This window comes from Dyella amyloliquefaciens (assembly GCF_004296575.1).
GTDB classification, from domain to species: domain Bacteria; phylum Pseudomonadota; class Gammaproteobacteria; order Xanthomonadales; family Rhodanobacteraceae; genus Dyella; species Dyella amyloliquefaciens.
This window is the reverse complement of the sequence record NZ_SAYT01000001.1, coordinates 800,323-814,421: the sequence shown is the minus strand read 5'-3', so window position 1 is coordinate 814,421 and position 14,099 is coordinate 800,323. Positions and strand designations below refer to the sequence as shown.

The 14,099-nt window shown below is 64.8% G+C and carries 10 protein-coding genes; all 10 read right to left on the bottom strand.

The genetic code is table 11. The annotated features are described in order from the left end of the window. Positions 1 to 20 precede the first annotated feature (20 nt). Positions 21 to 2,279 carry a winged helix-turn-helix domain-containing protein gene (locus EPB08_RS03335; protein WP_130617624.1) on the bottom strand — a complete coding sequence of 753 codons (2,259 nt, stop codon included), beginning with the start codon at positions 2,277 to 2,279 and terminating at the stop codon, positions 21 to 23. Positions 2,280 to 2,573: 294 nt separating this feature from the next. After that, positions 2,574 to 3,152: a single-stranded DNA-binding protein gene (ssb, locus tag EPB08_RS03330; RefSeq protein WP_130617623.1), complete on the bottom strand. Its 579-nt coding sequence runs from the start codon at positions 3,150 to 3,152 to the stop codon at positions 2,574 to 2,576. 362 nt (positions 3,153 to 3,514) lie between these two features. After that, positions 3,515 to 4,210, bottom strand: a complete 696-nt coding sequence (locus EPB08_RS03325) for a response regulator (RefSeq protein ID WP_130617622.1) — start codon at positions 4,208 to 4,210, stop codon at positions 3,515 to 3,517. Next, positions 4,207 to 6,873, bottom strand: a complete 2,667-nt coding sequence (locus tag EPB08_RS03320) for a sensor histidine kinase (protein WP_130617621.1) — start codon at positions 6,871 to 6,873, stop codon at positions 4,207 to 4,209. Before EPB08_RS03320 ends, EPB08_RS03325 begins: the two co-directional genes overlap by 4 nt. 40 nt (positions 6,874 to 6,913) lie before the next feature. After that, the gene (gene kdpC, locus EPB08_RS03315; RefSeq protein ID WP_130617620.1) at positions 6,914 to 7,483 is read right to left on the bottom strand and encodes a potassium-transporting ATPase subunit KdpC; all 570 of its coding nucleotides are present in this window, start codon (positions 7,481 to 7,483) and stop codon (positions 6,914 to 6,916) included. Between the two features lie 10 nt (positions 7,484 to 7,493). After that, positions 7,494 to 8,990, bottom strand: coding sequence for an outer membrane beta-barrel protein (locus EPB08_RS03310; RefSeq protein ID WP_205746260.1), 1,497 nt, complete (start codon positions 8,988 to 8,990; stop codon positions 7,494 to 7,496). A gap of 73 nt (positions 8,991 to 9,063) precedes the next feature. Beyond that, complete coding sequence (locus EPB08_RS03305) at positions 9,064 to 9,264, bottom strand: hypothetical protein (protein WP_130617619.1); 201 nt, start codon at positions 9,262 to 9,264, stop codon at positions 9,064 to 9,066. A 15-nt stretch (positions 9,265 to 9,279) separates the two neighbouring features. Next, positions 9,280 to 11,361, bottom strand: a complete 2,082-nt coding sequence (gene kdpB / locus EPB08_RS03300; RefSeq protein WP_130617618.1) for a potassium-transporting ATPase subunit KdpB — start codon at positions 11,359 to 11,361, stop codon at positions 9,280 to 9,282. Between the two features lie 19 nt (positions 11,362 to 11,380). Then, positions 11,381 to 13,183, bottom strand: a complete 1,803-nt coding sequence (kdpA, locus tag EPB08_RS03295) for a potassium-transporting ATPase subunit KdpA (RefSeq protein WP_130617617.1) — start codon at positions 13,181 to 13,183, stop codon at positions 11,381 to 11,383. After that, entirely contained in the window at positions 13,180 to 13,272 is a 93-nt protein-coding gene (gene kdpF / locus EPB08_RS03290) for a K(+)-transporting ATPase subunit F (RefSeq protein ID WP_130617616.1), read from the bottom strand. Before kdpF ends, kdpA begins: the two co-directional genes overlap by 4 nt. Between the last annotated feature and the right edge of the window lie 827 nt (positions 13,273 to 14,099).

The window sequence follows — 14,099 nt, the reverse complement described above, 5'->3', positions numbered from 1 at the left end:
CCTCGAAAGCGAATGGTGGCCTAGCTGCCGTTGGGATACTTCTGCAGCAGCGCCTGGAAGCGCGGATCGTCACGCAGCGGATCCCACAGCGGATCGATGCGCAACAAGGCACCGGACAGGATCATGCCCGTAGGCATGGACAACACCCGTTCGAGCAAGGGAATCGCCTGGTCGGGCTGGCCGACACGCACATAGAGCGCCGCCTGCTGCGCGAGCATGTCCGCTCCGGTGAGGGCATCCTCAGCGACCGGCATCAAGGCCACGGCGCGCTCACCCTCGGCGACAGCCTCGGATTTTCGGCCGAGTCCCGCATAGGCAAAGCCCAATGCGAGATGCAGGTCCGCGTCGTCCGGCCGATCGACGAGGGCAGCACGGGAAGTCGCCGCCACTTCCGTATACGCCGCGGTCGCCTTGTCCGTGTCTCCGGCCGACTGCAACGCCCACGCCAGGAACAGGCGACGGGGCAACGCTATGTTGTTGGGATCGGACCAGTACTCCTGCTTGTCCGCCTCGACCACCTTGATTGCGTTGGCATAATCACGCGCCAGCGAGCGATCGAAATACATGCCCGCAACATTGCCGGCGTAAGCATCACTGCCCGGCGTAAGCCCCGCGAGTGCAGTACGCATCGGTGCCACATTGCCCTTCCACATCAAGTCGTTGAAATCCTGGGCCATGCGTTCGCCAGTGGCATTCTGGCTCACCGCGAGAGCAGCGGCGAAAGCCTTATCGGCATCGGCGTAGCGATGCATGCTCTGGTAGGTCACGCCAAGCTGGTTGAACGCGAATTCACTATGCGGATCCAGAACGGTCGCTGCGTGGAAAAGCCCAACGGCCTCATCCCAGCGCCCCTGCCGCCTGGCGAGCGCGGCGATCAGGAGCTCGACGGTGGCGCTGTTGGGCAAAGCCTGCCGCGCCAACTCCAGCTGGGCACTGGCATGGGCGTAATCGCGATGCCCCCAGTAGTCATACAACCCCAACGCGTAGTGCCCTTGGCCCAGATTGGGCTGCAGCGCCAGGGCGCGTTCGGCAGCGGCCTTCGCCTCAGCCAATCGCGCATTCGTGCGATCCGGTGCGAAGAAATACATGTGCATGTGCGCACGAGCCAGCGCGGCCGAGGCGAGTGCGAAGTTCGGATCCCGAGCCAGGGCCTGCTGATACAACGAGATCGCCAGCGGCAGCTCGGACGATGACTGCAACGTATCGTCGTAGGCCCGGTTGGCGTGTACGCCGGCTTGCAGGTACAGGTCATAGGCTTCGGCGTTCGAGGTAGGCATGCGATCCATGCGCGCGGTCTCGGCCGACGTCAGCTGTACCTTCAGCGCCTCGGCCACGTTCTGCGCGACCTCGCCTTCCACGTTGAAAACGTTGTCGAGCGTGCGCGTATACGCCTTCGCCCAGAGGTGGTTGCCGCTGTTCGCATCGATCAGCTGCACATTGATCAGCACCTGGTTACCGGCCTTCTGTACCGTGCCCTCGAGCAGCGTCGCCACGCCCAGTTGCCGGGCGATGGTCTTCACGTCTTCGGGATGGCTCGGATACTTCTCGGTCGAGGTGCGGGAAATCACCTTGAGCCCACCGATGCCCACCAGCTGGGTCAGGATCATGTCCTGCATGCCGCTGGCGAAATAAGCATTGTCTTGGTCTGTACTGAGGTTCGCGAACGGCAACACCGCGATCGACTTGAGATCCGCGTCCGCAGCCGCGCCACCAGGATGGTGCATGAACGTGTAGCGGCCAAGCAGGACAGCCACCACCACGAGCACGCCCGCGATCAGCGCGATCAATCTCCTGTCGATTCGGCGCGGTCTGGCAGGCTGCACGAGGGGCGCTTCGCTCTCAACCGGTGGGGCTGGAGACGTGCCGAGTTCGCTGATGAGAGCCGGCACGTCGTCCACTTCCGCGACGCTTGACGCCCGGTCCGCCATCAACTCTTCGCGCGACGCGGCGGACCGGACATCGGCATCGAGGCGGAAACCGACGCCATGCACGGTATGCAGGTAACGGCATTCATCCCCGCTCTCACCCAGCGCATGACGCAGCAAGGCGATGACGCGACTGAGCGAACCGGGCGTGACGTGATGATGCCCCCACACTTCGTCGAGGATCTCGTCTCGGCCCAGTACGCGACCGGAATCGCGCGCCAGCAGAACGAGTACGGCGAATGCCTTGCGCTCGAGCCCGACTTCCTCGCCATCGACAAACAGGCGATGGCCCAAGGTATCGATCTCGATCGTGCCGAATGCAATCCAGGCAGCAGAGGCGGACTCTGTGGCCATTTGCTCGACCTCCCTTGCCGCTCCCGGTCTGGTTCAGGTTACACCAAACCCGTCGCAAGCCTCGGTGGCGCCCAGGTGTGGATTCCGTTATGGGCTGGGCAATATTTCCAGGCGGTGCGAGGGGTTAGCACGCGGGCTCCCTCCCCTGAGGCTGAGGCCCTCCTCGAAGGCGCACTGCCCCATGACCTGGAGCACGGGCTTCCTTGCACCCAAAACGGTCTTCTTCGAGCACAAAAAAAGGCCATGAAGATCATGGCCTTTTTGGATACGCAGCGCCTTGGAAGGCGGCCTTGATCAGAACGGAATATCGTCGTCGTCAAAGCTGTTGTTCTGGGCCGGCGCCGGAGCGGACTGGCGCTGCTGATTGCCGTAGTTGTCGCCGCCACCGCGCTGGTTGCCGTAGTCGTTGCCGCCACGGGACTGGCCGCCACCGTAATTGCCGCCACCCTGGCGCTGGCCACCGCCACCGCCACCACCGCCCTGCGAGCGCTGGAAGCCACCACCGCCGCCACCTGCGCCGCCTGCGCCGCCTTCGGAGCCGCCGCCGAGCATCTGCATCTCGTTGGCGATGATGTCCGTGCTGAAGCGCTCGATGCCGTCCTTGTCGGTGTACTTGTCGGTGCGCAGCGAGCCTTCGATGTAGACCTGGCGGCCCTTCTTCAGGTACTCGCCGGCGATCTCAGCGAGACGGCCGAACAGCTTCACGCGGTGCCACTCGGTGCGCTCCTGCTTTTCGCCGCTCTGCTTGTCGGTCCAGTTCTCGGAAGTCGCGATGCGCAGGCTGGTGATCGCCGCGCCGCCGCTGGTGTAGCGGGTTTCCGGATCGGCACCGAGGTTGCCGACAATGATGACTTTGTTGATGCCACGTGCCATGGAAGGAATGTCCTCTGTGAGCCGGCGCTGCGTTCTGGGGCAGTCAGCGCCGGGATGGTTGAACCGGCGGCCATCATAACCGTGGGTCGGCCGTCGAAAACAGGATGGATTTTTCCGTCGCGACCCGCCTGCCGGCCCGGCAACGGCCCCGGCCGACGTCCGGATCGGACGAAAAACCCGCCGAATCAGACCACTGGCGGTTCTCAGCGGCTGCGACACAGCGGGGACCCGATTTTGTGGGAGCGCACCCTGTGCGCGACGGGTCCTGCGACCCCTGCCCGGTCGCGGCAGCCCAGGACAGAGATTCCGTGCAGGGGACGGTCGCGCACAGGGTGCGCTCCCACAGCAGGCGTTCTTGCTGATCAGTTGCCGCTGATGAAGCGGTACCCCACCCCGGGCTCGGTCTTGAGCCACTTGGGCGTAGCCGGGTCGTCCCCCAGCTTCTGGCGAAGCTTGCCCACGACGATGCGCAGGTAATGGCTGTCGTGGGTGTGGGTGGCGCCCCAGATGTCACGCAACAGTTGCTGCTGGGTCACCACGCGCCCGGCATGGCGCAGCAGCAGGGCCAGCACGGCGTATTCCTTGCGGGTAAGCGCCAGCGGCTGGCCGTCCAGCGCGACTTCGCGCCGGGCCAGATCGATGGCCAGCCGGCCGTCGTCGTAGCGCTGCGGTGCCTCGGGCTCGCCAGGGCGGCTGCGCAACAGGACGCGCAGGCGGGCCATCAGTTCCTGGATGCCGAACGGCTTGGTCACGTAATCATTGGCGCCGGCGTCGAGCGCCTTCACCTTCTCGCTCTCCGAGTCGCGCACGGACAGCATCAGCACCGGCACCTGGCTCCACTGGCGCAGCTCGGCCAGCACCTCGTGGCCTTCGCGGTCGGGCAGGCCGATGTCTAGCACCACCAGGTCCGGCGATCGTGTGGCAGCCAGCGCCAGGCCCTCGGCCGCGTTCGGCGCGAGCAGCACCTCGTAACCCTCGGCGCGCAGGCCAATGTCGAGGAATTTCCGGATCTGCGCCTCGTCGTCGATGACCAGGACACAGGGCGTAGCGGCAGTCATGCGTTGTTATCGGGCGGCGCCGGCAACGGCAAGGTGATGCGGATGGTGGTGCCAATGCCGTCTCCGGGCAAGGCTTCCACGCTGCCGCCATGGGCACCGATCATGCCGCGGCAGATGGCAAGCCCAAGGCCCGTGCCCTGCGGTGCGCGGTCGCCCCGCGCTACGGAATAGAACATGTCGAAGATGAGCGCGCGTTCGTCCTCGGGGATGCCGGGACCGCGGTCGGTGACGTCGATCTGCACCTTCTCGCCGTTCGGTCGCGCCACGATGCGCACGGCCTCGCCGGGAGGCGAGAAGCGCGCGGCATTCTCGAGGATGTTGAACAAGGCCTGCTCGATCAGCGCCGGATGGACATAGAGCAGGACCGTGCTGGGCGGCAGCACCGTATCGAGCCGCAGATCGGGAAACAGCTTGCGCAATCGGGTGGACGCTGCGGCCACGATCTCGGCCACGTCGGTCCAGTCGCGATTGAGCTTGAGCGTGCCGTGTCCCAGACGGGTCATGTCCAGCAGGTTCTGGATATAACGATCCAGCCGCTGCCCTTCCCCAAGAATCGCCTCGAGCAGCTCGCGACGTTCGCCGGCGGGAAGCTGGTCGCCGTAACTGGCCAGCGTGCCAGCCGAACCGATCATCGATGCGAGCGGCGAGCGCAGGTCATGCGACACGGAGGACAACAGCGCATTGCGCAGGCGCTCCGTCTCGCCCTGTACGCGCGCGCCTTCCAGTTCATCGGCGAGTCGGGCACGCTGCAATGCCTGGCCGATGTCCTGCACCATGGCCAGCGCGAGGCTGCGCTCGTCGACCGGCGGCTCCCTCAGCTCCGACGGAAAGCGCAGTGCGGCCACGCCCAGCGGATTGTCGGTGCTGCCCAGCGGCAGCACCCAGCACGGCGCCGCATTCAGCGTGTCGGTATAACGTCCGGCCTGCTCGGCGTGCTGTTCACTCCATGAAGCAGCGCCGAGATCCTGCGTGGTGAGTGGAAAATCGCGCGGTGCCGTGGTGACGACGCGCAGCACCTGACTGGCATCGCGCGCGAGGATGGCCGCATCACAGCGCATGACGTGGGAGAGCATGTCCACGCCCACCTTGCGAATCCCGGCAGCATCGGTGCTGGTGGAAAGGCGTTGGCCCAACGACAGCAGCGCCCGCGCATTGGCATGCGCGACGCGCAACGACTCCACCTGACTCGCCAGCCGCGTCGCCAACCGGCTGCACACCAGCGCCGTCACCAGGAACAGGCACACCGCCAGCACATCGTCGAAGCTGGCGATGGCCAGCGTGTAGCGTGGTGGCGCGAAGAAAAAGTTGTAGCCGAGGAAACACAGGATCGCGGTATACACCGCCACCGACATGCGCGTCCTGGCGGCCACCACCATCACGGCCATCAGGAAGATCAGCGCGAGATTCGCCACCGACAGATAGCGGTCCGCAAGGAAGGACAGGCCGAAGGCCGCCAAGGTGGCGATGGTGGCGAACACATACTCGTCGCGGCGACCGGGGCCGCCCGGCATGCGAAGGCGCATGCGCGACTTCGCACGCTCCGCCGGGGTGGCGATGATGGTCAGTTCGAGATGAGCGCCGCGACGCAACAGCAGCTGCGTCAGCGAGCGGCCCAGCATGCGCGCCAACGGACGCTCGCGTGTGCGGCCAAGGATGATCTGGCCGATACCCTCGCGATCCGCGTGCGCGATCAGTTCGTCCGCGACAGCGTGGCCGCGCAGCACCACGGTATCGCCACCCAGCCGGCGCGTCAGGCGCATGGCGGAGTCCAGGCGTTCGCGACGCGCCTTGTCCAAGGCCGCACCGGTGTCGACGAAGGCAACGCTCCACGGCGCGCCACGCCGCTCGGCAATGCGCCGCGCAATGCGCACCAGGTACTCGCTTTGCGAATGGCCATCGATGGCGGCCATCACGCGACGGCGCACCGGCATGACGCCACCGCGCGCCAGCATCTGTTCACGCAGATCGCTGTCCACGTGGCCGGCCACGGTATCCACCGCCAGTTCGCGCAGCGCGACCAGGTTGGTCGGCGAAAAGAACGCATCCAGCGCCGCCGCCGCCGTTTCCGGCACATAGACCTTGCCCTGCTTGAGGCGCTGGATCAGCTCACGTGGCGGCAGATCGACCAGTACGATGTCACGTGCGCGATCGAGGAAGGCATCGGGCACCGTCTCGCGCACGGTCACGTTGGTGATGCGTCGTACCTGGTCGTTGAGGCTCTCCAGATGCTGCACATTGAGCGCGCTGTACACCTCGATGCCGGCATCCAGCAGTTCGGCGATGTCCTGCCAGCGGCGCTCGTGGCGCCCGCCCGGCAGGTTGCTGTGTGCCAGTTCGTCAACAAGGATCACGGCCGGACGCCGCTGCAGGGCCGCGTCCAGGTCGAACTCGGTGAAGTCGCGGCCACGGTAGTTCACCTTGCGCCGAGGCAGCACTTCGAGGCCTTCGATCAGCGCCTGGGTCTCCGCGCGACCATGGGTCTCCGCCAGGCCGACCACCACGTCGATGCCCTGGCGCTTCAGTTCGCGCGCGGCGGAGAGCATGGCGTAGGTCTTGCCCACACCGGGCGCTGCACCAAGAAAGATCTTCAGCCGCCGGCCGTTCTCTTCCTGCACCGAATCGAGCAGGGCATCGGCGCGTGCTTCGCGGGAGGGTTCGGACATGCGTCGCAGTGCCGTGGGTGATGGATGAATACGTTATGCCTTAATGGGCATCCAGCGCCATATTGAGCTTGAGCACGTTGACGCGCGGCTCGCCCAGCACGCCGAGCTGCCGCCCCGTGGTCGCCATTGCGACCATCGCCTGCACCTGCGATTCGCTCAGTCCGCGGGCACGCGCCACCCGAGGCACCTGGTAGGCCGCCGCAGCCGGTGATATCTCCGGATCCAGGCCGCTGCCCGACGCGGTGACCAGGTCTACCGGCACCGGCGCGTGGTTGTCCGGGTCGGCGGCATGCAACGCGTCGATACGCTGCCTGGCCGCATCCGCGAGCGCGGGATTCGTCGGCCCAAGGTTGGAACCCGTGGACGCCGCCGCGTTGTTCGGCTGCGGCGTGGTGGCGGACGGGCGGCCCCAGAAGTACTTGGCGCCGGTGAACGACTGGCCGATCAGTGTGGAGCCAACGGGCTTGCCATCCTTCTCGATCAGGCTGCCGTTCGCCTGCGATGGGAACAACGCCTGGGCCAGACCGGTGGCGACGAGCGGGTAGAACACGCCCGTCACCGCGGTCAACAAAAGCAGCATCACGATCGCGCTACGAATCAGCCTGACCATGTTCATCACCTCAGAAGTGGAGGATCGCGTCGACGAGCGCGATCGCCTGGTAGTTTTTCTTGCCGCCGTCATAGGCGTTCACGTCGTAGGAGTGCTCGTAACGCAGCTCCGGACGGATCTCCAGATCGGACGACACCCAATGCGTCAGGCCCAGCGTATGGCTGCTGTACTTGGTGGCGTAGCCGGTGCGCTGGCCTTTCTGGTCGTTGTAGAACTCGTTGCGGAACGACAGCATGTTGCTGGAGTTCAACTCGAAGTTGAGGTAGTTCACCACGCCGTATTCACCGGCCTTGCCGGGATACGGGGACGATGCCACCACGCCCGGCTCGCCATCCGGACCGAAGCCCGGGATGTTCCGCCCGTACATGTAGTACGCCTCGGTCTGCATGTGCACGCTCGCGTTGAAGCGATGACCCCAGGTCATCACGTACATCTGCACGTTGTTGTAGTTGTAGTCGAACGAATTGAGACTGTTGATGCAGGGGTAGAGCATGTCGTTGTTGTCTTTCGACACCCAGCGAACGCAAGCCTGCAACGTGGGACGAGCCGAGCCATTCCACGGCGCGGTGTCGTTGCTTCCGTTTATACCCACCTGCAGCGTCCACTGCTGACTGAACTTCGTCGTCGTCATGATGCCGGTCTGCGTGTACGGGTCGACCGTGTACAGGATCGAATGCGTCACCAGGTAGTTCTGCGGCGAGAACTGTGCCTCGATGTCCGGCAGCGACAGATAGCGACCGATACGGATCACCATGCCCTCGGCCACCGACGGGATATAGAGGTCGTAATAGAACAGCATCGGGTCGATGCCATAGATATTGCCCTGAAGCGCGCTATTCGACTTGGGACTGTTCAGGAGCTGGTTGCTGAACACGCCCTTGGTCACCGTGTAGTGATAGTCGTAGCCGTACAGCACCGAAACATTGAAGCCCCAGTCCACATGATCGGTCTGCACGGTGTCTTCGACGCGGGTGATGTTGAACACCAGCTGGTCGAATTCCACGCGATTGGGCCGCGTTGCGTACGACAGCGGATAGTTGGTGAAACTGGACGAACTGACGTTCACCGACGGATTGATCCAGCCGTTGATCTCGATACGGTTTCGCTGCATCCAGTTGCCAAGCCTGGTGCACGCCAGCGCCTTCTGCACGGGGTACTGGCCGTAGGCCACCGGCACGCCAATCGGAGCGGCCACGCCGCCAAGCTGCCATTCCCCGTTGGGGAACGGGGGCGAGTCCAGCGGGGCATCCATCGCGCGGCGGGTCGCAGCGGGCGCGTTCGGGTCGGCAGGCTGCGCGTCTTCTCGATAGGCGTTGGCCAGGCGCGAGAAGAAGCCCTGCGAGCAGTCATCACTGGCCGCTGCCGGCGTGGACGAAGCGACCTCACCAAGGTCGGCCGCGGCGGTCACGTCAGTGGAGGACGCCAGCGGCGTTGTCGAGGCAACGGCTTCGCCAACCGGGGCGAGAGCCAAAAGAAGCGCGCACGAAAGAAACTTCTTGGACATCATGGGTGTTCCTGAATATCGGCTCGGGGCGAGCCGTCCTTTTCTGGTGAGTAGAGGCGCCGCGCAGGCGCCTGGATCAGATGCCGGCGTAACCGCCAAGCACGTAGTCGTCCTGGTCGCTATGCGGTGCTTCGGTATCGCGCGACTGCGTGCGCGCACGGGGTGCGACGGGCAGCGCGATCACCACGTCGCATGGCGAGTCATTCGCGGAAAGGCGGAGCTCCATGTCCGGATGAGTCTCATCCGGCATCGAAACAAGCAGCTTGAGCGTTTGCATGATTCAAACCTCGCTTCAGGCCAGTCCGAACAGGACCAGCAGCATGTCGATCAGCTTGATGCCAAGGAACGGCACGACGATGCCGCCCAGGCCGTAGACCAGCAGGTTCCTCCGCAGCAGTGCGCCAGCACCCAGCGCGCGGTACTTCACGCCCTTCAGCGCGAGTGGAATCAGGAAAATGATGATCAGCGCGTTGAAGATCACCGCCGACAGGATCGCGCTCTGCGGTGTAGCCAGATGCATCACGTTGAGCGCATTGAGCGCGGGATACGTGGTGGCAAACGCCGCCGGAATGATCGCGAAGTACTTGGCCACGTCGTTGGAGATGGAGAACGTGGTCAGCGCGCCGCGGGTGATCAGCATCTGCTTGCCGATCTCCACCACCTCGATCAGCTTGGTCGGGTTGGAGTCGAGATCGACCATGTTGCCGGCTTCCTTCGCCGCCTGCGTGCCGGTGTTCATCGCCACCGCCACGTCGGCCTGGGCCAACGCAGGCGCATCGTTGGTGCCATCGCCGCACATCGCCACCAGGCGGTTCTCGGCCTGGATCTTGCGGATGAGCTTGAGCTTGGCCTCCGGCGTCGCTTCGGCGAGGAAATCATCGACGCCAGCTTCCGCGGCGATGGCGGCTGCCGTCAGCGGGTTGTCGCCGGTGATCATGATGGTCTTGATACCCATGCGGCGCATTTCGGCGAAGCGCTCGCGGATGCCACCCTTCACGATGTCCTTCAGCTCGATCACGCCCAGCGCGGCGATGCCTTCGGTGACGATCAGCGGCGTGGCACCGCGGCGCGCGATGTCCTCGGCCATGTGCTTCACCAGCGGCGGCAGGTGGCTGCCGTTGGCTTCCAGGTAACGCTCCACCGCATCCAGCGCACCCTTGCGGATATGACGTTCGCCGATGTTCACGCCGCTCATGCGGGTCTGCGCGGTGAACGGCACGAACTCCGCATGCCCCTCTTCCAGCTGCCGCTCGCGCAGGTTGAAGCGCTCCTTGGCCAGCACCACGATGCTGCGGCCTTCCGGCGTTTCGTCAGCCAGCGAAGCCAGCTGGGCGGCATCGGCGAGGCGCCCCTCCTCCACACCCGGCGCCGGCAGGAACGCCACCGCCTGGCGATTGCCCAGCGTGATGGTGCCGGTCTTGTCCAGCAGCAGCACGTCCACGTCGCCCGCTGCTTCGACGGCGCGGCCGGACGTAGCGATGACGTTGGCGCGGATCATGCGATCCATGCCGGCGATGCCGATGGCCGACAGCAGCGCGCCGATGGTGGTGGGGATCAGGCACACCAGCAGGGCGACCAGCACGGTGATGGTGATCGGATGGCCAGAGCCTGCCGCCTGCACGCTGTAGATCGAGTACGGCAGCAGCGTGGCGCAGGCCAGCAAGAAGATCAGGGTGAACTTCGCCAACAGGATGGTGAGCGCGATCTCGTTAGGCGTCTTGCGGCGTGAGGCGCCTTCCACCATCGCGATCATGCGGTCCAGGAAGCTCTCCCCCGGGTTGCTGCTGATACGCACCACCAGCCAGTCGGACAGCACACGCGTGCCACCGGTCACCGCGCTGCGATCGCCGCCGGACTCGCGGATCACCGGTGCGGATTCGCCGGTGATGGCACTTTCGTCGACGCTTGCCGCACCGACCACCACATCGCCATCACCCGGCATCTGGTCGCCGGCTTCCACCAGTACCAGATGACCTACGCGCAACTCGGACGAAGGCGTGAAGGTTACCGCGGCATCACGATGCGGCGACGCCAGGCGCTTGGCCACCACGTCCTTGCGCGAACTGCGCAGCGCGGCCGCCTGTGCCTTGCCGCGGCCTTCGGCCAGCGCCTCGGCGAAGTTGGCGAACAGCAGGGTGAACCACAACCAGATCGTCACCCAGAAGATGAAGGCCGTGGGCGCCTCGCCATGGCCCGCCAGTGCCTGCACCCACAACAAGGTGGTGAGCACGCTGCACACGAACACCACGAACATCACCGGATTGCGAAACTGCAACCGCGGCGACAGCTTGCGGAACGAATCGGCGATGGCCTGGAGGATCAATCCGCGGTCGAAACTGCGTACCGCGTGTACGTGGGTATGAGTCGTTGTCATGATCGATATCCGTTGGGCATCAATGGGCCGACATCAGGAATTCGGCGATGGGCCCCAGCGCGAGCGCCGGCAAAAAGGTGAGCGCACCGACCACGATCACCACGCATGCCAGCAACGTGATGAACAGCGGTGTATGGGTGGGCAGCGTGCCCGCCGACGGCGGCACATGGCGCTTGGCGGCCAGTGAGCCGGCCATGGCGAGCATCGCGATGGCGAGCAGGAAGCGCGAGAAATACATGCACAGGCCCAGCAGCACGTTCCAGAACGGCGTGTTGGCAGACAATCCACCAAACGCGCTGCCGTTGTTGTTGGACGCGGAGGTGACGGCGTAGAGCATCTCGCTGAAACCATGCGCGCCGGGGTTCGCTACGCCTGCCACGCCCGCCGGCGTAGCCACCGCGATGGCCGTGCAGATCACCACCAGCGCACACGGCACCAGCACGGCGAGGCTCGCCATCTTCATCTCGTGTGCCTCGATCTTCTTGCCGAGGTATTCCGGCGTACGACCCACCATGAGGCCCGCGATGAACACCGCGACCACGGCGAAGGCCAGCATGCCGTAGAGGCCCGAACCGACACCGCCGAAGATCACCTCGCCCAGCTGCATCAGCCACATCGGCACCAGGCCACCCAGCGGCGTCAGCGAGTCGTGCATGTTGTTCACCGCGCCACACGAGGCGGCCGTGGTGATGGCGGTGAACAGGCCGCTGGCGGCGATGCCGAAGCGCGTTTCCTTGCCTTCCATGTTGCCGCCGGCCTGCAGCGTACTGGCCTGCTGGTCAATCGCCAGCCCGTGCAGCGCCGGGTTGCCGGCCTGTTCCGCAGCCACCGCACCCAGCGCCAGCGGCACAAAGATCAGCAGCATGGTGGCGAGGATCGCCCAGCCCTGCCGCCGGTCTCCCACCATGCTGCCGAAAGTGAAGCAAAGACCTGCCGGAATCAGAAAGATCGCCAACATCTCGATGAAGTTGCTGAACGGCGTCGGGTTCTCGTACGGATGCGCGGAGTTCGCATTGAAGAAGCCGCCGCCATTGGTGCCGAGCTGCTTGATCGCGATCTGCGACGCGGCCGGGCCCATCGGCAAGGTCTGCGTGGTTACCGTCGTTTCTTTGGTGACATCCTTGCCGGCGGCATCCTTCACGGTATTGCCGGCCGCATCCTTCACCGTCTCGACCGCCGTGGTGTGCTCCACCAACGGCACGTCGACGTAAGAGCGGAAGTTCTGCACCACGCCCTGCGATGCAAGCAGCAGCGCGATCACCAGCGAGAACGGCACCAGGATGTAGAGCGTGCTGCGGGTCATGTCGACCCAGAAGTTGCCGATGCTGTCGGCGCCACGACGAACGAAGCCGCGCACCACGGCCACCAGCACCGCGATGCCCGTGGCCGCCGACAGGAAGTTCTGCACCGCCAGGCCCAGCATCTGGGTCAGGTAGCTCATCGTGCTTTCGCTCGCGTAGCCCTGCCAGTTGGTATTGGAGACGAAGCTGATGGCGGTATTCATCGCCGAATCCGGCGTCACCGCACCGAAATGCTGCGGGTTGAGCGGCAGCCACTGCTGCAGGCGCTGCAACGCATACACTACGACCAGGCCCGCCATGTTGAAGATCAGCATGGCGATGGCGTAACGACGCCAGCCCATCTGCTCCTCGGCGCGCACACCGCTGAGGCGATACAGCAGGTTTTCCACAGGACGGCCGGCACGCAGCACGCCGTTGGGCGTTTCGGCGAACACCTTCGCCATATAGCTGCCCACCGGCTTCAGCAGCAGCAACAGGACGACCAGGTAGATCGCTGTCTGGAGGAAATCATTGGTGGTCATTCGAACCACTCCGGCTTGAGCAGGGCCACGCACAGGTAGCCCGTCAGGGCCACCGCGATTACGGCAGCCACGAGGTAGATGACATTCATGGTTGGATCTCCCGCAGGAAGGGCGCGAGCTGGGAAGGCGCCGCCGTCCGGGCGGCGGCGGTCGATCAGGGACGTCGGCCGAGGCGGTCGCAGATCAGCAGGAAGCCGATCGAGGCGGCGAACAGCACCAACGAAAAGAGGAGGTAGACGACATCCATGGGCACCGACTCATCGTGTTCTTCAACGATGCAAATTGTCGGAACCTGCGTATAAGAAAGGGGTAGCGAAACCCGGCGGGCGCGTATAGAACCCGTAAAATTTTGACGCCCCGCCCCGCAACGTCCTCGCTCCTCCACCTGTAGGAGCGCACCCAGTGCGCGATAGGCGCGCCCCGATTCCTCCCATGCCGTCTTTCGGGTGCACCTGGAAACGGAGACGAACACGCCCCAGGAAGCGAGCCGTTACTCCCTCTCCCCCGGCGACCCGAAGGTAGTCCCTGTGGGAGAGAGGGCTGGGGAGAGGGTGCGGCTCTCGCGCAGTCCCCTACCCGCTGTTGTCCTACTAGTGGCTGGAGCTAGCGGCCCATGGCTGGTCACCCCAATACCCGGCTCCCGATGATGCGTTGCCGCCAGGTTGCCGCCTACGACGCAATGCTAGTCCCTGTGGGACGCGGCGGGCGTTTCGATCCCCTGCCGGCGCTCGAGTCACTTTTCTTTTGCTGGCCCAAAAGAAAAGTAACCCAAAGAAAATGGCCTTTAGAGCCAGGGCTCATAGCAGTCCGGGGGATAGAAGCGTCGGATGATCGGGGCAAGCCGAATCAGGGACGTGTTACCTCATAGGGCGCCGCTACACCGCAACGCGCCGGTGCACTGAGGACTTAAAGCAAG

Coding starts and splice junctions, on each gene's coding strand:
- kdpB (WP_130617618.1), bottom strand. CDS start 11,361: ATGACAACGACTCATACCCACGTACACGCGGTACGCAGTTTCGACCGC.
- EPB08_RS03310 (WP_205746260.1), bottom strand. CDS start 8,990: ATGATGTCCAAGAAGTTTCTTTCGTGCGCGCTTCTTTTGGCTCTCGCC.
- kdpF (WP_130617616.1), bottom strand. CDS start 13,272: ATGAATGTCATCTACCTCGTGGCTGCCGTAATCGCGGTGGCCCTGACG.
- EPB08_RS03320 (WP_130617621.1), bottom strand. CDS start 6,873: ATGTCCGAACCCTCCCGCGAAGCACGCGCCGATGCCCTGCTCGATTCG.
- EPB08_RS03325 (WP_130617622.1), bottom strand. CDS start 4,210: ATGACTGCCGCTACGCCCTGTGTCCTGGTCATCGACGACGAGGCGCAG.
- EPB08_RS03335 (WP_130617624.1), bottom strand. CDS start 2,279: ATGGCCACAGAGTCCGCCTCTGCTGCCTGGATTGCATTCGGCACGATC.
- ssb (WP_130617623.1), bottom strand. CDS start 3,152: ATGGCACGTGGCATCAACAAAGTCATCATTGTCGGCAACCTCGGTGCC.
- kdpC (WP_130617620.1), bottom strand. CDS start 7,483: ATGGTCAGGCTGATTCGTAGCGCGATCGTGATGCTGCTTTTGTTGACC.
- EPB08_RS03305 (WP_130617619.1), bottom strand. CDS start 9,264: ATGCAAACGCTCAAGCTGCTTGTTTCGATGCCGGATGAGACTCATCCG.
- kdpA (WP_130617617.1), bottom strand. CDS start 13,183: ATGACCACCAATGATTTCCTCCAGACAGCGATCTACCTGGTCGTCCTG.